Source organism: Vibrio qingdaonensis (genome assembly GCF_026191675.1).
GTDB lineage: Bacteria > Pseudomonadota > Gammaproteobacteria > Enterobacterales > Vibrionaceae > Vibrio > Vibrio qingdaonensis.
Map to the genome: position 1 here is coordinate 27823 of NZ_JAKRRY010000008.1, position 17911 is coordinate 45733.

Annotated in this window: 20 protein-coding genes; 17 read left to right on the plus strand and 3 right to left on the minus strand. The window is 43.4% G+C overall.

Annotated features, from left to right (window positions below; all coding sequences use genetic code 11):
* Positions 1-187: 187 nt before the first annotated feature.
* Positions 188-2944: a bifunctional acetate--CoA ligase family protein/GNAT family N-acetyltransferase gene (locus MD535_RS08095; RefSeq protein ID WP_265674370.1), complete on the minus strand. Its 2757-nt coding sequence runs from the start codon at positions 2942-2944 to the stop codon at positions 188-190.
* 318 nt (positions 2945-3262) lie between these two features.
* Between MD535_RS08095 and MD535_RS08100 the strand changes: the two genes are divergently transcribed.
* Both MD535_RS08100 and MD535_RS08105 read left to right on the plus strand, forming a co-directional pair.
* Positions 3263-3892 carry an SPOR domain-containing protein gene (locus MD535_RS08100; RefSeq protein WP_265674371.1) on the plus strand — a complete coding sequence of 210 codons (630 nt, stop codon included), beginning with the start codon at positions 3263-3265 and terminating at the stop codon, positions 3890-3892.
* A gap of 207 nt (positions 3893-4099) precedes the next feature.
* Positions 4100-5092, plus strand: coding sequence for a D-alanine--D-alanine ligase (locus MD535_RS08105; RefSeq protein ID WP_265674372.1), 993 nt, complete (start codon positions 4100-4102; stop codon positions 5090-5092).
* Between the two features lie 65 nt (positions 5093-5157).
* Here MD535_RS08105 and MD535_RS08110 read toward each other — a convergent pair whose 3' ends face one another.
* Positions 5158-6102, minus strand: a complete 945-nt coding sequence (locus MD535_RS08110) for a tyrosine-type recombinase/integrase (RefSeq protein WP_265674373.1) — start codon at positions 6100-6102, stop codon at positions 5158-5160.
* 96 nt (positions 6103-6198) lie between these two features.
* Between MD535_RS08110 and MD535_RS08115 the strand changes: the two genes are divergently transcribed.
* Both MD535_RS08115 and yciH read left to right on the plus strand, forming a co-directional pair.
* Positions 6199-6567 (plus strand): DUF3319 domain-containing protein, encoded by a 369-nt coding sequence (locus tag MD535_RS08115; RefSeq protein ID WP_265674374.1) that lies wholly within the window; start codon positions 6199-6201, stop codon positions 6565-6567.
* Between the two features lies 1 nt (position 6568).
* Positions 6569-6880 (plus strand): stress response translation initiation inhibitor YciH, encoded by a 312-nt coding sequence (gene yciH / locus MD535_RS08120; protein WP_265674375.1) that lies wholly within the window; start codon positions 6569-6571, stop codon positions 6878-6880.
* A 224-nt stretch (positions 6881-7104) separates the two neighbouring features.
* Here yciH and MD535_RS08125 read toward each other — a convergent pair whose 3' ends face one another.
* Positions 7105-7473: a DUF3693 domain-containing protein gene (locus MD535_RS08125; protein WP_265674376.1), complete on the minus strand. Its 369-nt coding sequence runs from the start codon at positions 7471-7473 to the stop codon at positions 7105-7107.
* Between the two features lie 168 nt (positions 7474-7641).
* On the opposite strand from MD535_RS08125, the gene MD535_RS08130 reads away from it, so the two are divergent.
* The 13 genes from MD535_RS08130 (at position 7642) to kwaB (ending at position 17580) form a co-directional block, all read left to right on the plus strand.
* Entirely contained in the window at positions 7642-8004 is a 363-nt protein-coding gene (locus MD535_RS08130; protein ID WP_265674377.1) for a hypothetical protein, read from the plus strand.
* Positions 7997-10036 (plus strand): replication endonuclease, encoded by a 2040-nt coding sequence (locus tag MD535_RS08135; protein ID WP_265674378.1) that lies wholly within the window; start codon positions 7997-7999, stop codon positions 10034-10036. The genes MD535_RS08130 and MD535_RS08135 overlap by 8 nt, the downstream gene beginning before the upstream one ends.
* Positions 10037-10087: 51 nt before the next feature.
* Positions 10088-10402 carry a hypothetical protein gene (locus tag MD535_RS08140; protein ID WP_265674379.1) on the plus strand — a complete coding sequence of 105 codons (315 nt, stop codon included), beginning with the start codon at positions 10088-10090 and terminating at the stop codon, positions 10400-10402.
* 2 nt (positions 10403-10404) lie between these two features.
* Entirely contained in the window at positions 10405-10605 is a 201-nt protein-coding gene (locus MD535_RS08145; protein WP_265674380.1) for a hypothetical protein, read from the plus strand.
* A gap of 33 nt (positions 10606-10638) precedes the next feature.
* On the plus strand, positions 10639-10833 hold the full coding sequence (locus MD535_RS08150; RefSeq protein WP_265674381.1) for a hypothetical protein: 195 nt from the start codon (positions 10639-10641) through the stop codon (positions 10831-10833).
* Between the two features lie 145 nt (positions 10834-10978).
* The gene (locus MD535_RS08155) at positions 10979-12445 is read left to right on the plus strand and encodes a hypothetical protein (RefSeq protein WP_265674382.1); all 1467 of its coding nucleotides are present in this window, start codon (positions 10979-10981) and stop codon (positions 12443-12445) included.
* 3 nt (positions 12446-12448) lie between these two features.
* Positions 12449-12853 carry a DUF2523 family protein gene (locus tag MD535_RS08160; RefSeq protein WP_265674383.1) on the plus strand — a complete coding sequence of 135 codons (405 nt, stop codon included), beginning with the start codon at positions 12449-12451 and terminating at the stop codon, positions 12851-12853.
* 2 nt (positions 12854-12855) lie between these two features.
* Positions 12856-14295, plus strand: coding sequence for a zonular occludens toxin domain-containing protein (locus tag MD535_RS08165; protein ID WP_265674384.1), 1440 nt, complete (start codon positions 12856-12858; stop codon positions 14293-14295).
* An 88-nt stretch (positions 14296-14383) separates the two neighbouring features.
* Complete coding sequence (locus MD535_RS08170) at positions 14384-14620, plus strand: hypothetical protein (protein WP_265674385.1); 237 nt, start codon at positions 14384-14386, stop codon at positions 14618-14620.
* Positions 14621-14690: 70 nt separating this feature from the next.
* Positions 14691-15071, plus strand: coding sequence for a hypothetical protein (locus tag MD535_RS08175; RefSeq protein ID WP_265674386.1), 381 nt, complete (start codon positions 14691-14693; stop codon positions 15069-15071).
* Between the two features lie 18 nt (positions 15072-15089).
* Positions 15090-15290: a hypothetical protein gene (locus MD535_RS08180; RefSeq protein WP_265674387.1), complete on the plus strand. Its 201-nt coding sequence runs from the start codon at positions 15090-15092 to the stop codon at positions 15288-15290.
* A 712-nt stretch (positions 15291-16002) separates the two neighbouring features.
* On the plus strand, positions 16003-16617 hold the full coding sequence (kwaA, locus tag MD535_RS08185) for an anti-phage protein KwaA (RefSeq protein WP_265674388.1): 615 nt from the start codon (positions 16003-16005) through the stop codon (positions 16615-16617).
* Positions 16618-16623: 6 nt separating this feature from the next.
* Positions 16624-17580, plus strand: coding sequence for an anti-phage protein KwaB (gene kwaB, locus MD535_RS08190; protein ID WP_265674389.1), 957 nt, complete (start codon positions 16624-16626; stop codon positions 17578-17580).
* The last annotated feature ends 331 nt before the right edge of the window (positions 17581-17911 follow it).

Consider the following 17911-nt stretch of genomic DNA (forward strand, 5'->3'; position numbering starts at 1 on the left):
TAGGTCTAGACGACATATTGCATTAATGACGGTGTAAATGTATTGGTTACACCGTCACGCCAGTTTGGGCTCAACTACAGAAACTGAACGCTTTAGGACAGTCATTTAATTTACTATGAGCGCTTTGGCTAGCGTAGCCAGTGCTCCCATGATTATTAACGTTAACGGTTTAAAGGATATACGTGTCCTAGCGTAGTTTCAGTACCATATCGGCAACGCCGTCTTCAAATTGAACATCCAATTCAAATCCTAATTTTTGTGCCAATGTTAACATGCCTCGGTTGGTTGGCATGGTCATCCCGGATATCTTCAGTGTCTGTTTCGCAACGCAATAATCGATAATTTTTTGCATTAAGACGCGTCCTAACCCTACGCCTTTTAAATCCGATCGAATCAATATCGCAAATTCAGCATCTGAATTGTCTGGGTTAACCAGTACTCGAGAAACACCGATGATTCGTTGTTGCGCGCGACTCGCATCAACAGCGACGAAAGCCATCTCACGATCGTAGTCAATCTGAGTCAAATTCGCGAGTGCTTCGTGATTGAACTCACCAACGTCAGAGAAGAACCGCTTATATAAATCCTCTTTTGTAACATTATTGATGAAGTCAGCGTGCAAAGGCTCATCTTCTGGTTTGATTGGTCGCAGCAGTATTTGTGATTGATCTTTAAGAGTAATTGTTTCTTCCACTTCCGTTGGATAAGGTCGGATAGCTAAGCGAGCTTGTGGGTCACCACTAAATGGCCTAACAGCGATGGACGCGTCGAGAATAGTAATATCGTCACCATTTAAGAGAAGTGGGTGGATATCCAGTTCATAGATCTCAGGGCAGGCGACAATTATCTGTGACACTTTAACGATGAATTCGGCGAGTTTTGCTAAATTAATAGGGTTGGGTGATTTATGAAAACGTAGGGTTCCATTATTAATGGCGCCGACAATTAGATAACGAGCGAGTGCCGTATTAAGCGGGGGAAGCGCAGTTACGGCTTCTTTACTTATGTTCCAATCCGAGCCACCTTGACCAATAAACAGCGCCGGTCCGAATGTTGGATCTGTCACGGCTTTAATTCTTATTTCTTGTCCGCCAGCGACCTTAGCCATTTTTTGGACGGTTAGTCCTTCTATTTTTGCATTAGGATAAGACAACGTCGTTCGGTCTAAAATGGATTGCGCTGCACTAGATACTTCATTTAGGTCTCGCAAGTTCAACATAACGCCGTGAATATCAGACTTGTGTGGGATATCGGGTGAGCGAAGCTTCAACGCTACAGGGTAACCAATTTGTTCAGCAAGGTGAATGGCTTCTGAAGGGTCATGAGCAAGCCAGGTTTTTAAGACGGGGAGTTTAAATAAATCAAATAACTGCTCACATAAATGAGACTCTAGCAAGGTAATATGCTCAGGAGACTGCTGTTGAGAGGTGTGACTAGAAAGCCAGTCATGCGCTCGACTTAGTTGTTCAGAAGAATATGAATCCGTAGTAGTCGGCGTTTCCATTAGTTGCCACTGGTTACGTCGATAATCCACTAAGTGCATAAATGCGGTTACCGCACTTTCTGGTGTTCGATAAGTCGGAATACCATTTTCAGTAAAGAGCAAGCGAGCTTGTTTTGCCGTTGCCTCTCCGGACCAATTCGTTAAAATGTTGAAACGCTTAGACTTAGGGTGCGTACGAAGCGTTTCAATCACTTGTTGGGCTGTACCTTCTGACTCGGACACTGCAGAGGGACTGTGCATGATGAGAATCGCATCTATATCGTCACTATCTAAAACGCAATTGATCGCTTGGATATAGCGCTGCGCTGTAGCGTCACCAACGAGATCTATTGGATTGGATTGAGACCAAGTAGCCGGTAATACTTGAGATAAGTTATGTAGTGTTGTCTGTGACAATTCCGCGAGCTTACCACCTCGGTCGGAAAGGGTATCAAGCGCCATCAAAGCAGGTCCCATACCATTAGTAATGATGGCAAGACGTTCACCACGTAGTGGAACGGAATGCGTTAATGTTTCAACCGCAGCAAATAATTCATGAGTATTATTTACACGTAGCATACCCGCACGTTGTATTGCTGAGTCGTAGACAATATCGAGGGATAGCGTAGAGTCAGTAAGTGAACCCATGCTGTTTGTCCGTGATCTACCTGCTTTTAGCACTAAAATACGACGGTTGCGAGATGTCGCTCGTGCTGCCGACATGAATCGCCGTGCATCACGAATAGAATCAACATAAAGCAAAATAGATTCTGTTTTGCTATCGCGTGCTAGGTAGTCGAGCAAGTCATCAAAATCAATGTCGGCACCGTTACCCAAAGAGATGAATGCTGAAAATCCGATGTTTTTATCGTTTGCCCAGTCCAAAATAGTGGTACAAACGGCAGATGACTGAGAAATAAACGCCAATTTACCAGGCTTACAGTTAACCGGTGAAAACGACGCGTTAAAGTTTTGCCATGGAAGCAAGATACCGAGACTATTCGAACCCAAAACTCGCATACCAGAATTCTTTGCAATATCAATACATTGCTGCTCCAAGCTTTTCAGAGGTGTTAATTGGCTGGCTTCGTCTATTAAACTCGTCTCTACCGAGTGTGGTTTGTCATTTTTAATGGCAGGATACTCGACGTCGAGCGTCATATCAGATGCCATTACGATGACGATTTTCACGCCGATCACTGAAAGTTCAGTAAATAGCTCGACATTCCGAGAGCCTCTAGTACAAAGAATGGCAAGATCTGGAGCAAAGGGTAGCTCGCTAACGGAACGATAACATAGAATACCATTTACGGATTTATATCTAGGATGAACAGGCAAGATTGTGCCTTGAAAGCCGCCAAGCAAGAGATTCTTAATCACCACGCCACCGGCTCGCTGTGCCTTTGCTGATGCCCCGATAACTGCGATAGATTCGGGTTTAAAGAGTACATCTAATGACATGGTTCATCCTTCTTTACTAATGACAATTAGGCGTTCAATGAACAAGTAGTAACCCAGATACATTATCGCGATGTCTATAGACTTCACGGTTATGAAGGCGGTTACGACCAAGAGCAGCATGGGCTGCTTTAGTTACTATATAGTAGCGCAGTCCATGTTCAGTCGGAATTTCATTGTCTAAATTTAGAGATAACATATTGCTGTGTCTCGAATATTGTGTAACATGTCACAGCATTGGACTGCTGACATTCGGAATGATTGAATCAAACAATTTCTGTCGGCATGATTTAGAGAATTTGATATTTGGGCAGTAAAGCTATGAAAAAAATTGTTATCGTAAGTATCACCGCATTGTTGGCGGCTTGTTCTTCAGGTGACTACGTGTCTGAAGTTAAATCTGAAAGCTACCGTGAAGATTACGCACCTGTTGTCGAATCGACTACAGACCAACCTGTTGCGGTTGCGGCAGCGGCAAGTGCGACAGAAGCAGCAAAGAAAACGGACGTAGCAAAAAAAACGGACGTAGCAAAAAAACCTGCACCACAAAAAACAGAGCCTCAATCCGTTGTAACGAAAACTCAAGCTCAGCCTGCAAAAGCAAGCGCCGCAGATAAGAGTGTCGTTAAAATTGTCCCACCATCGAAAAAGCAAATCGATCAGGACTATCGTTACGGTTTTACGATTCAGGTAGCGGCGGTTGGTACGAAAGATAAAGTGGCCTTATTCTCAGAAAAATTGCCTAAAAACGGTCAACCGGTTTGGGAAAACTACAAAATGGTCAATGGTACTAAATGGTATTCGGTATTGTACGGAGACTACGCCACACGTAAGAAAGCACAAGCAGCGATCGCTACATTGCCAAAAGAATTTCAATCGCTTAAACCATTTGTCAAAAGTATCGATAAGATTAAAAAATCCGACTACCCAACATTAAGTAAACTTAATTAGCGCTCAATCTATTGATTTTTGGCCTCTAGTTAGGCTCGCCGAATATTATGCATCCAGCTATTGAGTTACAGGCTCATGCCCTGGGTGCATTTTTGTATGTAAAATATGCATACAGTAAGGTTTTCGGGATATTTAACACTTTTTGGACTGAATCTTAGGGCACGATCGTTTATGATTTACGTCCAACGACCTAAGGACAGATGTACAATGTCAAACATGAATATTCTTCTACTATGTGGTGGCGCCTCAAGCGAGCATGAAGTCTCACTTGTGTCTGCTGATTACCTAGAATCTCAGCTACAGACCAATCCTCGTTTTGATGTTATACGCGTTGAAATCACAGCAGACGGCTGGCGATGTCAAGATGGTCAATTGGTGTCCTTGGACGTCAACAAAAAAGCCCTAGTTGGAGAAAATCGTCACCACAACATCGACTATGTCGTTCCGTGTATCCATGGCTTCCCTGGTGAGACCGGAGATATCCAATCGCTGCTGGAAATTGCAAACATTCCTTACTTTGGCTGTGGCCCTGAAGCAAGCTGTAATAGCTTTAACAAAATAACCTCTAAGCTATGGTATGACACGCTTGGCATTCCAAATACGCCATATTTATTTTTGACTGAAAATAATCAACACGCACATACGCAGGCTCATGATGCATTCGACAAATGGGGAAAAGTGTTTGTTAAGGCTGCGAAACAAGGCTCGTCAGTGGGTTGTTACAATGTCACCAATAAAGAAGCACTTTCGGATTCTATTGATGCGGCATTTGGCTACTCTGATCAAGTTGTGATTGAGAAGGCCGTAAAACCCCGTGAGCTTGAAGTCGCTGCATATGAGTATAAAGGGAAATTGCATATTACGTTACCTGGCGAAGTCACTGCGCCGGAAGGAACCTTTTATTCGTATGATGAGAAATACAGCACTGAAAGTCATTCGACCACGGATGTTGAAGCAAAAGGCTTAACTAAAGACCAGCAAGCGAAAATTCAGCAGTATTCAGAAAAAGTCTTCACCCAGATGAAGTTGCGACACCTTTCTCGTATCGATTTTTTCTTAACAGAAGACGATGAAATTTATTTGAATGAAGTGAACACATTCCCCGGTATGACTCCAATATCTATGTTCCCTAAAATGGTGGAACACTCAGGCGTGAAGTTCGCTGACTTTGTTATTGACTGTATAGAGCGGATAGCCTAACCGTTGAAGCGGTCATAGTCATAGCACTCTAATAATAGTCATAACACTCTAATATCAGCGGGGTGTTATGACGGTTTAAACTTACTTTTCTCTTTCTCCGAACTCTCTGGATTACCCGTGTATTGAAGTGGCATTGCGGGACTGGCCCAACGTCCAAACTCTTGTATATCCCGTACTTTATAACCTTCACTCCACAGTTTTTTTACGGCTCCAACACGACCAGACTGTGAAGAGAAACGCCGATAGTCCGGTAAATTCAGCAGCTCACTAGCGCGTCTCAAAATTCTGTAGATGGACGAATCGTCTAGGACGCCATCCTTCATATTGCCATGGCGATCGATTGAGACAAAAAGCGGTGTGTACGGGTTGCAGTCTAGCCATGCAACTAACATTGATGCGGCAGTGTGGCTCAATACATAACGCGTGCCATCTATGTGTAGATAACTCGTTCCATCTAACGTTTCGACATGTCCTTGAGTTAATTGTCGTAAATCCTTTCGCTTTAACGCACATTCATACATGACGTAATAGATAGCAAGGTCACGTCGGTCTCTAGGTTCAGGTGACGTTGAAAGTAGGGCATGTAAATCACTTAAATGATTTTCGGTAAATGCATTAGTCTCTTTAACTTTGTCTGCGCCTGCTATTCGGATTTCATTGAGGCTTAACCCAATTTCTCGACCTTTCGTTGGGTCTTTAAATCCGAGAACAGTATGTACCACGCCTATAGTGACCGTGTAACGCTTTAACGTAGAGTATTTCCTCGAGTGTCGCTCTTTATCAAGAAAGCGTCTAACGGCGGTAACCGATGCAGGAATACTTGAAACGCCATTTAATCGACAAAACTCATTAAATAGACGCCAATCTTTGGATAGCGCTAGTAATGAACTTTTTGAGTAATAACAGCTTGTTAATTCATTAAATTGCGCTGGAGTTATAGAGTCGACCAGAATCGATTTAAATTTATTAACTTGATGTCTTTCTGTGATCAAAGGTATGTCTTTTTTCATTTTAATGCACTATAACTTAATTGATTGGTAAATAATAACTGATAACATAGACGCGTTAATACAAGTTTAGCAACAATAAATAAGAGATGCATCTTTATGGCTTTAGCAAGTTATCGAGGGTTCACCCTTAAATCTATCGGTAGTGAAAACCAAATCTGGAAAGTCACGATCAAAAACCGTGAGCTAAAGGGCAGTCTATCGGCAATTAAAAAAAGTATCGATTGGTGGTGTGATACTGCCTCAATTATCGATCCGACACAGCTCGCAACAGCGACACAACGAACAGATAGCGTTGGTGTACAAGAGCTGTTTAATGGCTATATGATAAAAAATGACACTGGCGAAAATAACGCATGGTACTGTATGTTTAATGGTAAACTTATCAAAGGTGGTAAGTTAGCTATCCAAAAGCATATCGAAGCTTACCTAATCGCAAAAAAGAAAGCAGAGCAACTAAAGAAATAACATGACACTTGTATATTCAACGGAAATTGGCCGTATCAAAGAAGACAAACCTACACCTCAGCGTGAAAAAGGTGATGGTATTGTCCGCATTCAAAAGCAAACCAAAGGACGTAAAGGTAAAGGCGTTTCCGTCATTTCTGGTTTGGATTTAGATGACGCGCCACTAAAGCTACTCGCGGCAGAACTTAAAAAAGTATGTGGTTGTGGTGGATCTGTTAAAGACGGCACAATTGAAATCCAAGGCGATGCTCGAGATAAAATCAAAGCAGCACTTGAAAAGAAAGGCTATACCGTTAAGCTATCTGGCGGTTAGCAATCGTGACCAAGTAAAGCCAGTACGAGTGACGTGCTGGCTTTAACTAAGCCTTCGGCTAAGTCGCTATAACATAATGAGCATTTTCTTAATCCAAATTAAGAAAGTGATTATTAGGTATTTTATGGTAAATAGCGTTACGGTTAAATACGCTTCAACAATACTCGACGAATAGCGGTAGGGAACGTTCAATATAAGGCTTCTTTTGTAATTCTAGTTATCATTTAACATAATATACATAATGCGTAGTGAGATGCGGGTTCTCTTACTGCCATTAATGCCAACGCCAATCCAGCGCAAGCCGTTGAAACACTTGATAAACCCACGCCATTAAACTTTTTTGCGATGTTCTCCCACAAGGCTTTGACCTGCGGATTATCATTGCGGTCTGCGTGACAACCTAACAATGCTACTTCTGCGTCAATTCCTGCACCTTCCGCAAGAAAAACTGCTTCAGAATCCGACACATAGCGAATCCCTTTGCGCATTTTGCTGACTTTGTTTGGTTCTATGTTCATGTCATGTGCAATTTGCTTGTCTTGTACGTAGTTTTGCGCCTTTTTATAGGCGTCTAACAGTTCATTTATGTACATAGCGAGTCTCCTTTAAATTCTATTGTAGCGCCTTAAGTGCGATCTTTCGCATCTTGTAAGTTCGATTAATCGCACTTATAGTTTCGATAAATCGAATCTGACCGCCTTGGGCGCTAGCCCTTGAAGCTTTCACCCTTGGTGGTCACCCAACTATTCAAGGTGGTTATTATGTTTCAAGTCCGACACTACGAAAGCTGCTCCATGTTACACAAGAATGATGCTTATATTATTCGCTCCGAGTCCAATAGGATCGACGGCTACTTACTTTCCACAACGCTGCGTTCCCACTCAGATGATTTTTCATTCCAACTTTCTGATTCAGTGTCTGTTAACGCAAAGTCATTCACGCAACGATTACGCTCTGGTGTTGATTTTACACCTGCATTCGTCCTTGAATCAGAGCCCGTTAGTCTCTATTTCACGCTCCTTGAAGAATACCTCCAATTCTGCGAGTTCTTCTCAATTGAATCCGATGCCGAACTTATCGAACGTTTTAACGCTGAAACAACACTGGTCAAAGCTAATGCGTAAAACTGTTCACGACTTAGCAACCGGAGAAACTTACTCTCGTGAGTTTCTCCCAACATCGCAACCAACACGCCTATGGTCTACAGACTGCTACGACGACCAGTTCGATGTAGACAAGCTCCCTAGCCTGCAAACTTCTGACCGTCGTGATGAACTTGATAAAGCAATAAGTTTGCTTGAGTTACCGCGTCACGCTCAATATAAAGTAAGACTCACCAACTGGCGCAAACCTGTATTTGACGCTATCAAACGTCACGGTGATTTCGCACCGTCCATGCTTCGAGCGTTTACCAACGTACTCGAACGCAAAGATTACTTCACTGCATTATCAATGATCCAATCCGCAGACGCTCGTTTGCGCGATAACGGCAATCGTTATACCCGTAACGATGAAGAAATTGTCGAACTGGCTAAAGCCAAGTCTCGCGCTTTCTCAAAGCAGCTTTTGAAAATTGAATCGATAACAGAGCGCTTTGAAAAATCCCAAGTCTTGTTGGCTCAATTGGGCTTAGGTTTTCGAGACCAACTCATCAAGCAGAAAGAAGAAGCGAATGAACTCGATTCACTATGCCAACGGGCCATGTGTGATAAATGGCTGCGTCGCCAATTACGACGCGCTTACTTTACTGAAGTTGAAGCTACCGCTCGCGACCTAATGTTAGTACACAAATCACAAGATGCGTATTGCTCCAAGCACAGCGTTAATGTGATGCGAGAACGCTTATCTGATACAGAACAGGCACTTATCAACACCGTTTGCTATATCGAAGACGACGAAGATACGTGGTTCACACTCAAAGAATTATCCGCGAAATCGACATCAAATCCCGTCATTCGTCGCGCTGAAATGTTCGTTCGTTTGAAAGGTTTGGAGTCCATCGCACAAGAATCCGACCATGTCGCCATGTTTTACACAGTGACGACCCCTAGCCGCTTTCATGTCTATAAAGGCGACCAGATTAACCCTGCATGGGAAAAAGCCAACAAGCCTTCGGCAACAGATGGACACCAACATTTGTTAAACGTAATGACGGCATTTCGTAAAGAGCTCAATAAGCAAGACATCAAGATTTACGGGCTTCGCATTGTCGAGCCGCACCACGACGGAACGCCACACCTTCACTGTTTGTTCTTCATGAAACGAGAAGACCAACAGACCGTCACACAACAACTTAAGCACTTTTCTTTAGTGGATTCACCGAAAGAAAAAGGCGCGCAAAAGTATCGATTCAAAGCAGAAAGCATTGATTGGAAACGCGGCTCAGCGGTTGGCTATGTCGCTAAATACCTAAGTAAAAACATCGATGGTGCCAATATTGAAACCGACAAAGACACCAACAAGGACGGCAAACAAACCGCTGAATCCGTGGTGTCATTTAATCGAATTCAAGGCATCCGCCAGTTCCAATTTTATGGCGGTCCATCGGTAACGGTGTGGCGTGAAATGCGTCGCTTTCGTGAAGAATTTAAAGAGGACGACGCTGTGATTCTCGGAAATGAACTCTCCAAGGATGAGCACTTTGTCCTTGAAACCATACGCAAAGCCGCTGACGAAGGCGACTTTAAACGCTTCGTGGTCGCCATGGGTGGTGTGTTTGTCAAACGCAAAGACCAAACCGTGAAAGCGATGTACGCCAAGAAAGTGAATATCGACGGATTGTTTAAAAACACCCGTTACGGCGATGAAATGAGCGCGGCCATTAAGGGTATCGAGTGTTTTGGTAAATCCATCCCTACCCGATTTTCTGAATGGAAGTTCGCCAACAAGAAACAATTCATCCGTGGTATGCGCTCTGTAATGACAGGAACGACGCAGATATTCGACTCATTAGAAGATGAACACGAATACTACGCCATGAAGCAAGAAGAATACGAACGCATGTGTGATGAAGCCTTGCTCTATATGGACTGTCCAGCAATGGAACCCACTTACTTATACAACGAAGAACTCTATGGACACCCACCGCCTGAGTGGTTCTCGTCAAGGGCTTGCCCCGACGAGCCGCCAAGGGCGGCCTTGGACTTGTGTCACTAACTGTCGCTTTTAAAAAACCATCAATTAGCACTGAACCAAAAAGGAAACAACATGATTATCAAAGGACGCATTTTAGATGAAGACGATATTACCCAAAGCACATTCAACAACCGCGAAACGGGCGAAGTGGTCGTGCGTGGTGAATTACTGTTGTCAGTGAAAAAGCCGTCACAAGTCATCAAGGTTAAGGTCAATCCTGACCAGTGGAAAGATGCGAAGAACGGTGACTTCTTTAAGACCATTGTCGATAAAGAGTTGGATTTCTGGATTGAACAAAAAGAATTTAGCTTCCCTCGCCCTGATGGTCAGGTGGTGTCTGGAACCAGCAACAATCTATTCCGATTGCCTGCAATACAAAAGGCTTAGTCATGCAATGCCTAGTTAACGGACAACTCACCCAAGACACCATCATGACTTGTAAAGGTCACGTCTTACTAGAGCCTGTTGACGTGATGGCGGTGCAATCTTTTGACCAAGAACTCTATCTCGAAGTTTCGGGATACCTACTTCTCTCATTCCTCATTGGTCACGGTACAGGCCGTGTCGTTCGATGGATGGGAAAAGTCTAAACCTCAAAAACACACTCTATAAGGAAATTGATTATGAAAAAACAACTACTTGCCCTTGCTACTTCTGCGTTCGTGTCGGTTAACGCGTTCGCCGTCGATTACACAGCAGAAATTGGCACAGCCGTGAGCGAATCACAAACCAACGTTACTGCCGTAGTGCTTGGTGTGATTTCCGTTGCGGCCGTCGGCTTTGGTGCGGGTCTATTGGTGAAGTGGCTCGGTCGATAACGTGTACTCGATACAGCCCGAAATCATCTTTGGAATCTCCTCCTCGATGGCCTTTATTTACGGGTTTGTATCGGGGATACAGTCACACTAATTCAAGGGCGGCTAACACCGCCTTTTTTAATTGAAGTAACTATAGGTGAATATTTTGAAGCGTCTTTTGTTCTTGTTCTGTCTATTAACTTTATCGCATCATGCTACTGCTAATTGGAACTCGTATAAATACGTAGAAGGGGATTCATGGTTTGCTGAATCTCGAGAAGACTCTAATACACAATGTAAACTAGGTGCTCAGGAATTCCTAGCGAATGAGATTGCTAAAAATGATAATTTAGCGTTAATGCCCGTACGGGCGGTCGTATTGGAGTGTTTTTATCGAGACCGCTATAAAAGTACATATCATGCTTACTCTATCAAGAGGTGGAACTCATCCGATTCCTGTCCCCCTGAAGGTGTTGATTATACTGACAGAACTGGACGATGCATTCCAACTACACCAAAGCCGCCTTCCACTTGCGAAGACGAAGACGTACAAAAAGCCATTCAAGTAGATCAACATGCTTGTCAAACAGGTAACCCAGATTCGAATCACTTCGATACCAACTTTTCTTATTCGTGCACCAATACCGAAACCGGATTTGATTACACCAACAGCTGCGACTACCCATCAAACGGATGCTTCGTAAATTGCGGTGACAACACCGACGAAACGCCTATCTGCAATCCTGCCACTGAAAACTGCGAATTGCCTCCGCCAACGGAACCACCAACGGATAACGGCGATGGTAACAACAATGGCTCTGGCGGTAATGGTAATGGCGGTGGCTCAGGAACGCCAACCGATTCACTTTGCGAACGTCAACCAGAACTCTGCCAATCACCGGAGCCTGACGACAAAGACCACGGATGTGAAGCGCCACCGGAAGCGCCTTGGCTCTGTGACACACCCGATGCCAAACCGGAAACACCGGGCGGCGTAAACCCCAATCCTGATAACAGTGGCGTACAAATCGAAGCCCAAAACGAAACCACTCAGGCCATTCGGGATTTAAACAAAACTAATCAGCAAACGCTTGAACAGCTTAACCATCTTGGTGAGCTTATCGACCAAGGCAACGAGAGCAACGACAACTACAACACCGGAATCTTAAGCGCCAATGAAACCACAGCCGATAACACTGGATTGATACTCGATGCCATCAATAGCGGCCTTGGCACAGCGAATGATTTATTAGGTACGGAGTTTTGTGAACTCAACTCAAATCACATCGATTGCCAGGCTAAACAGCCCTTTGGAAAGTTACCAACCATTGATGATAAAAGCCCGTTAGCGGATGTGCTATCACCGGAGGCGATTACACAATTGAAAACAGACTCCCAAGACCTACGCGATCAAATCAAAGCCAAGTTTAAACAGTTCTCAAGTGAGTTATCCGTGACTACGTCACTCCCATCGTCAGGACAAGTCAACAACCCAGAACTCTCATTAACCCAAGCAGGCCGGAGTGTTCAGGTCAGTAATACCTATTGGAATGATAACGCAGGACTAATATCAGGGGCGATTTTAGCCATGTCAGCCTTAATCGCCTTTTCTATTGTTTTAAGGAGGAAATAACCCATGAAAATCGCGCTTGTTTTAATGGTGCTCACCTACTCTACTTTCTCACTGGCCGCCACGCCTGAAGAAGAAAACGGCATGCTCACTTACGTGTTCGATACTTTCGATTACGTTAGCGAGTTCTTTCACCATGCGCCCACTATGCTAGAAAGCTTCTTTGCTTACGTCATTGAATACTGCGTCATGATTTCACTCAAGTTAAAGCTCGAAGCCTTAGAATTTTCTTATGGCGTTGCCGTCTCCATGCTACAGAACTTAAGCTTCGATTCCCTACTTAACGACGCTTTTTCAGGCTTAAGTGCCGAGCATAGAAACATCATTGGCGCTTACGGGATTGGGGCTGGCATCACGCGCATTGTTGAAGCGATGACAACACGCTTTGTCATGGATTTTATGGGGATGTAATCATGGCTATCATTATTCGTCACGGTAGCAACGGCTCCTACAAAACCGCAACAGCAGTCTGGTATGACTTACTGCCTGCGCTTCGCTCTGGTCGCATCGTCGTCACCAACATTCAAGGCATTGCCACGGTTAACGAAATTGAATCCAGACTCGGTGAACGCTTCCCCCCATCAGCACAAATCATCAAGGTTTACTCGCTCACCGAGAAAGGCCGCAACATGTGGCAAAACTTCTATAACTGGATGCCAATGGGCGCGTTTATCCTCATTGATGAAATGCAGAACATCTTCAACAAAACCGTTGGCTTTGACATGGCCAAGAACCAATTCCAAGGTATTGATCCTTTTTTGGATCATCTGCCTGCATGGTATCCCGATTTCTACCGACGTAACCTTGAAAGCTATCGTCCCAATGAAGACGACATCGATACCGATGATTTAGGCGAAACACTGTTAGACGACAACGGCCTGATACGTCTCCCACCTACCTTTGAAGAAAGCATGTCTCGTCATCGTCACTTCAATTGGGACATCACCTTTGTTACGCCTGAGATTAAGAACATTCCAATGGACGTTCGCGGCTGTGCTGAGCTGGCAATACACCACAAAAGCAAAGATTCAGTCTTCTTCACTAAACGTAAGCCAAGACTGTATGAACACGATCCAAAATCAACCAGCGTTAAACCTGCAAAAGACGACTACACCACAACCCAAAAAGTACCCATTGCCGTTCACCTGCTTTACAAGTCTACCGTGACCGGAAAAACCACCAAATCCGGCGCGGCCAGTAACCCATTTCTCTCCATCAAAATCATTGGCATCTTGCTTATCACAATTGCCTCATTCATAGGATTAGGAGTATCCGTTTATGACATTCTCACTCGTGGTGATAACGATAGCGTATCGACTGAGCAAACTACTCAAGCCCTGCCTGATACTACTGACACCACTCAAACCACTACTCAAGTTAATGCGTCGCCTCGTTCCCAAGCTAATGAGCCTGATTCGATACCTAATGATACGCATCAGCCTGTTCATAGCGATATCGATAACGCTCCGAATGATAAGCCGAGGTTTAATCATGGCGACATAGAATCGCCAGCCAATGTTTGGCCGTATCCAGTGCAACACCTTTACGTCTCATCCGTTGTTGTTCGAGTGGATGCGCCCAACGTTTACACCACAGTGCTGTTCAAACAAGTCTATCCCGATGGAACGGAGGGTTATGTAAATGATGCCCTACTTGAACAAATAGGCTACACGTTCGACGTGCTCGACTACTGCCTAGTGAACATCACTTATCAGTCCCATACCAAACTCGTCGCCTGTGACAGTCGGCCTACCCAACACAACATAGAAACCGCTCAAGCTGAGCCGACACCAGAGCCGCAACCCAACCAACTTGATGAAGCACAGAGCCTATTACCTATCAGCACCATATAGATAGCAAAGCATCCATTTAGCCAGGCGAACTCGAGACAAGTCTGCAATCAAAACTGTCCCTGGCACGCACCGGTATTAAGGAAAAATGATGGCAATTACCATAAGAGACACCGAGCAACACCAAGACATGCTCGACCAAATAAAGACACTCACCAAGCAAACCACCATGTCAGGCGCATTGATTAAAGCGGGATACGCTGCCATCAAATACAACGAACTGAGTGAGCGCCAAAGCAAAGAAATACAGGCACTCTACGCAGAGCTGAGGCAACTAAAATCCAAGATAACCACCTTCAACAACGCACTGGAGAATCTCAAGTTGTAACGACAAAAGTGGACAAAAACACGGGGATTGAAATAAACTGTATATACATACAGTTTATTTAAGGTGGCGTATGTTTAGGTCTATACAGGTACGTTCAAACTACCGGATTGACCGCATCAACGAACACGGTGCGGTAGATTCAAGCAAACGAGAAGACGGTAATATCAACGCCTTGCTCAAAAGTGGCAACACACACAGCGCCCCTTTTGGCGGCTTTATTGAAGCAGGAAACTTAATAGGATTGCCTAAGGTCAAGCTCGCGAACATAGCAGCGCTATGCGAAGACCTCGAAGCAGACAAGCCCACGTACAACATTCCCAAAGACCACTTTGTGGTCGGTACGTATTTAGAGCAACGGCTGTTCATTCTACTTAAGAACGGAGAGCCACAACACTTCATCGACCACAACATAGAGCTAGAAGGCAAGAATACCGTTGTGAGCTTGTTCTGAAATCAAGCTCGTTCTGGATTGAAGCAAAGCATTGCTGCATTCCAGAATGAGCCGACAAGCGGAACAACAGCCGACCATCAGCACCAAACCAAATCCGCGCGTCAGCAAACGCAAAAAAGCCGAACTCTATACAGAGTCCGGCTTTCTCACTTCCAAGGGCAGCAAGCAAAAGTTGCCAAAGGATGTAATCAGCATAGCCTTGCACTATCTGGTATGTGAAATGTTAAAAGCACACTCATGAAGTCAGTCACAGACAGTCATACTTGATTGTGAACACATCAAGCTGAATCTTGAACGAACCATACAAATTACACGAAACGCATTGAACACAACGCACGAACGGAGCGACGCTGAGCGGAGGCCGTGCGTTGTGTGAAAAAGTGCAGTCAAGTATGGTAATAGTATGAAATTACGTCAAAATTGTTAATTTGAAACGGCAATGAAACGAAAGTTCTAGTACTAAAAGAAGCAACGCGAGAGTATGTCAAAAAATGACATACTCATAACGAATGCCAGCTCAACAAGTTCAAGTTCCTAAGCTAACGTGAATGTCCCGACAGGGATAAGGGCGCCCAACGATACACAATTAGGCATGACTGCCCCAACCCGCCCGAAACCAAAGCTCCCCATGAAGAAGACGCAAACCCCCTACCTTCCTGCAAAGCCAGCCTTGCAGAGAGCAGAAACGAGAATGGCGAGTTAAGCAACGGCAACCCAAAGAAGGAGCAACAATAGAGAAAAGGCTTTTGATTGTGATTGAAGCGAGCGCGTCCGTACCTGTATTACGGGGGTAAATTCCACCACTTAACAGCTTTCATCAAAAAGTGACTAACTAACATGAGCAACTAAAGTCATAATTGTTGACATTAGTTATGGACAAAACGGTGAACTTGAATGCAAAATACGCTTGCTTTCCTAGGTAGATTACGAAATGGTAGATAATAAGTTCAAAATTAAGCTGTATATACTCTCTCTAGCGCTCTTATTTTTGATCGTTTTTGTGATGACGGTAACGTTACCTGATACAAAGCTCACCACATGCAATGCAGCCCCTTGTACCACTACAGATTTAGTTAAGCAATATCTACTGTCATTTCTGTCAGTTAATGTCATTCCAATTATTATGTTAATTTTAATGGCTACCTGTTGGTACATTAAGCATGACTTTGACTATATGCTTGAAGGAGGTGGGCAACAAGTTATCAGAGTGCAGTCAGTGCAGAATGAAGATTTTGAGCATCTAACTTTCTTGGCGACTTATATAATACCTTTTTTTGGCTTTACGTTTGATGACCCAAGGCGTTTGCTTGCATACCTAATACTGTTGGTGATTATCGGGATCATGTTCATTAAAACGAATAAGTATTATGCAAATCCTACCCTTGCAGTGTTAGGGTTCAAGCTTTACAAAGCTAACTTGTCTGACCGAAATGGGATATACGAATCTGTTACCCTGATAAGTAGAGATAGAGTTAGTGAAAACGATGTGGTTACGTATAAGTTAATATCAGAAAATGTATTTTATATTAGTAGAATAAGGACTTAATTGAGTATGGGCAACTTTACACGGTGGTTTGAAAAGTTTGTAGACCAATGTGACGGGATTTCCGTCTATTTTATCGACGATGCAAATACTATTTTCAACTCCGATATTGACAGCAAGGTTCTAGGTAAATACCGAGAAAGTTTTTGTAAAGAACTTCGCTCAAAATATACTAACAATGATAGCTTCAGTGTCCCAATGCTCTCAAATTTTGATGAGCGGCAGCATGCACTATATAAATACGATTTTTCACCTAAAGAAATGCCATTCGATTTCAACCTAACTGAAGAAGTTCTTGCTTACGATGCTACTCGCGTCGTTCCCACTTATCAGGCAAAACATGACAAACTAAGTAATATTCGTGCTTCAATTGTATTGTTATCATGTAGTGCTCTTAACGAATCAATTGCTTTTTTTCAGTACATTTTTCCTGTATCACTCCTCGGTTCTGATAAAGGTGTCTTGAATATTACGACGCATAAAACGAGGTTGGTTGAATTAGAGCATGATGTATTGAAACTAAATGCTAACTTTGTTTTTATGCAGGCCAAAAAGCATTACTTTGTTGAAAATGTGAACACACTTGAGACCAGACTTCACTTCAAAGAAGTCATTCATAGCAGAGCACACTCCTATTCATCTAAACTTGAAGAGCTAGGGATAGTCGAGGATTTAACAAAATTCAACGAAAGAATAGATAAAGAAACATCCTTTGCAAGAAAACTAGTTAAAGCATATAAAAATTCAGCAGTTATAAAAGATAAAATAAGTAACGAGAAAATCATTGAGTTTGCAGAGTCACAAGAGTATTACTCAAAACATTTAAAAGCAAATGAAGCAGGAAGTAGTTTCAAGCTAGATAGCATCGTCAAATGTAAGCGATTTTTGGAATTACTAAATGATAACTTTTTAAAATCTGAATTGACGGAACAGAACTATTTGGCACGTTCTAAAGATTTAGTTTAAAGCGGCAGCAAGCATTCCAGAGATTAGGCCAATTTTATTTTTGTAATAGCTCTAGAAAACTGAAGCAATTTGCTTGTCGTCTTCATTTCAATTTCTGAGTTGATTTCTATTAGTGCTATACCAGTAAGGACCTGTTGAGCACTTACCATCTGCCCCGTTGGTAAGTGCAACTTCTCCCCGACCATTTCAAAACCTTCCCACGAATCACCGATCCCTAATTCTCGATGCGAGTACATCCTGATTAGTCGCCTACACTCAGGTGGTATCGGTTCGCCTTTATCCCACGCGCGAACATCCTTTAGTGATTTAAAACACAGCTTCGCGGTCATTT

Excerpts from the sequence above, each read along its gene's own strand:
- yciH (WP_265674375.1), top strand. The coding sequence starts at position 6,569 with ATGACACTTGTATATTCAACGGAAATTGGCCGTATCAAAGAAGACAAA.
- MD535_RS08110 (WP_265674373.1), bottom strand. The coding sequence starts at position 6,102 with ATGAAAAAAGACATACCTTTGATCACAGAAAGACATCAAGTTAATAAA.
- MD535_RS08100 (WP_265674371.1), top strand. The coding sequence starts at position 3,263 with ATGAAAAAAATTGTTATCGTAAGTATCACCGCATTGTTGGCGGCTTGT.
- MD535_RS08150 (WP_265674381.1), top strand. The coding sequence starts at position 10,639 with ATGAAAAAACAACTACTTGCCCTTGCTACTTCTGCGTTCGTGTCGGTT.
- MD535_RS08175 (WP_265674386.1), top strand. The coding sequence starts at position 14,691 with ATGTTTAGGTCTATACAGGTACGTTCAAACTACCGGATTGACCGCATC.
- MD535_RS08145 (WP_265674380.1), top strand. The coding sequence starts at position 10,405 with ATGCAATGCCTAGTTAACGGACAACTCACCCAAGACACCATCATGACT.
- kwaA (WP_265674388.1), top strand. The coding sequence starts at position 16,003 with ATGGTAGATAATAAGTTCAAAATTAAGCTGTATATACTCTCTCTAGCG.
- MD535_RS08170 (WP_265674385.1), top strand. The coding sequence starts at position 14,384 with ATGGCAATTACCATAAGAGACACCGAGCAACACCAAGACATGCTCGAC.
- kwaB (WP_265674389.1), top strand. The coding sequence starts at position 16,624 with ATGGGCAACTTTACACGGTGGTTTGAAAAGTTTGTAGACCAATGTGAC.
- MD535_RS08105 (WP_265674372.1), top strand. The coding sequence starts at position 4,100 with ATGTCAAACATGAATATTCTTCTACTATGTGGTGGCGCCTCAAGCGAG.
- MD535_RS08140 (WP_265674379.1), top strand. The coding sequence starts at position 10,088 with ATGATTATCAAAGGACGCATTTTAGATGAAGACGATATTACCCAAAGC.
- MD535_RS08165 (WP_265674384.1), top strand. The coding sequence starts at position 12,856 with ATGGCTATCATTATTCGTCACGGTAGCAACGGCTCCTACAAAACCGCA.
- MD535_RS08095 (WP_265674370.1), bottom strand. The coding sequence starts at position 2,944 with ATGTCATTAGATGTACTCTTTAAACCCGAATCTATCGCAGTTATCGGG.
- MD535_RS08135 (WP_265674378.1), top strand. The coding sequence starts at position 7,997 with ATGCGTAAAACTGTTCACGACTTAGCAACCGGAGAAACTTACTCTCGT.
- MD535_RS08125 (WP_265674376.1), bottom strand. The coding sequence starts at position 7,473 with ATGTACATAAATGAACTGTTAGACGCCTATAAAAAGGCGCAAAACTAC.
- MD535_RS08115 (WP_265674374.1), top strand. The coding sequence starts at position 6,199 with ATGGCTTTAGCAAGTTATCGAGGGTTCACCCTTAAATCTATCGGTAGT.
- MD535_RS08160 (WP_265674383.1), top strand. The coding sequence starts at position 12,449 with ATGAAAATCGCGCTTGTTTTAATGGTGCTCACCTACTCTACTTTCTCA.
- MD535_RS08130 (WP_265674377.1), top strand. The coding sequence starts at position 7,642 with ATGTTTCAAGTCCGACACTACGAAAGCTGCTCCATGTTACACAAGAAT.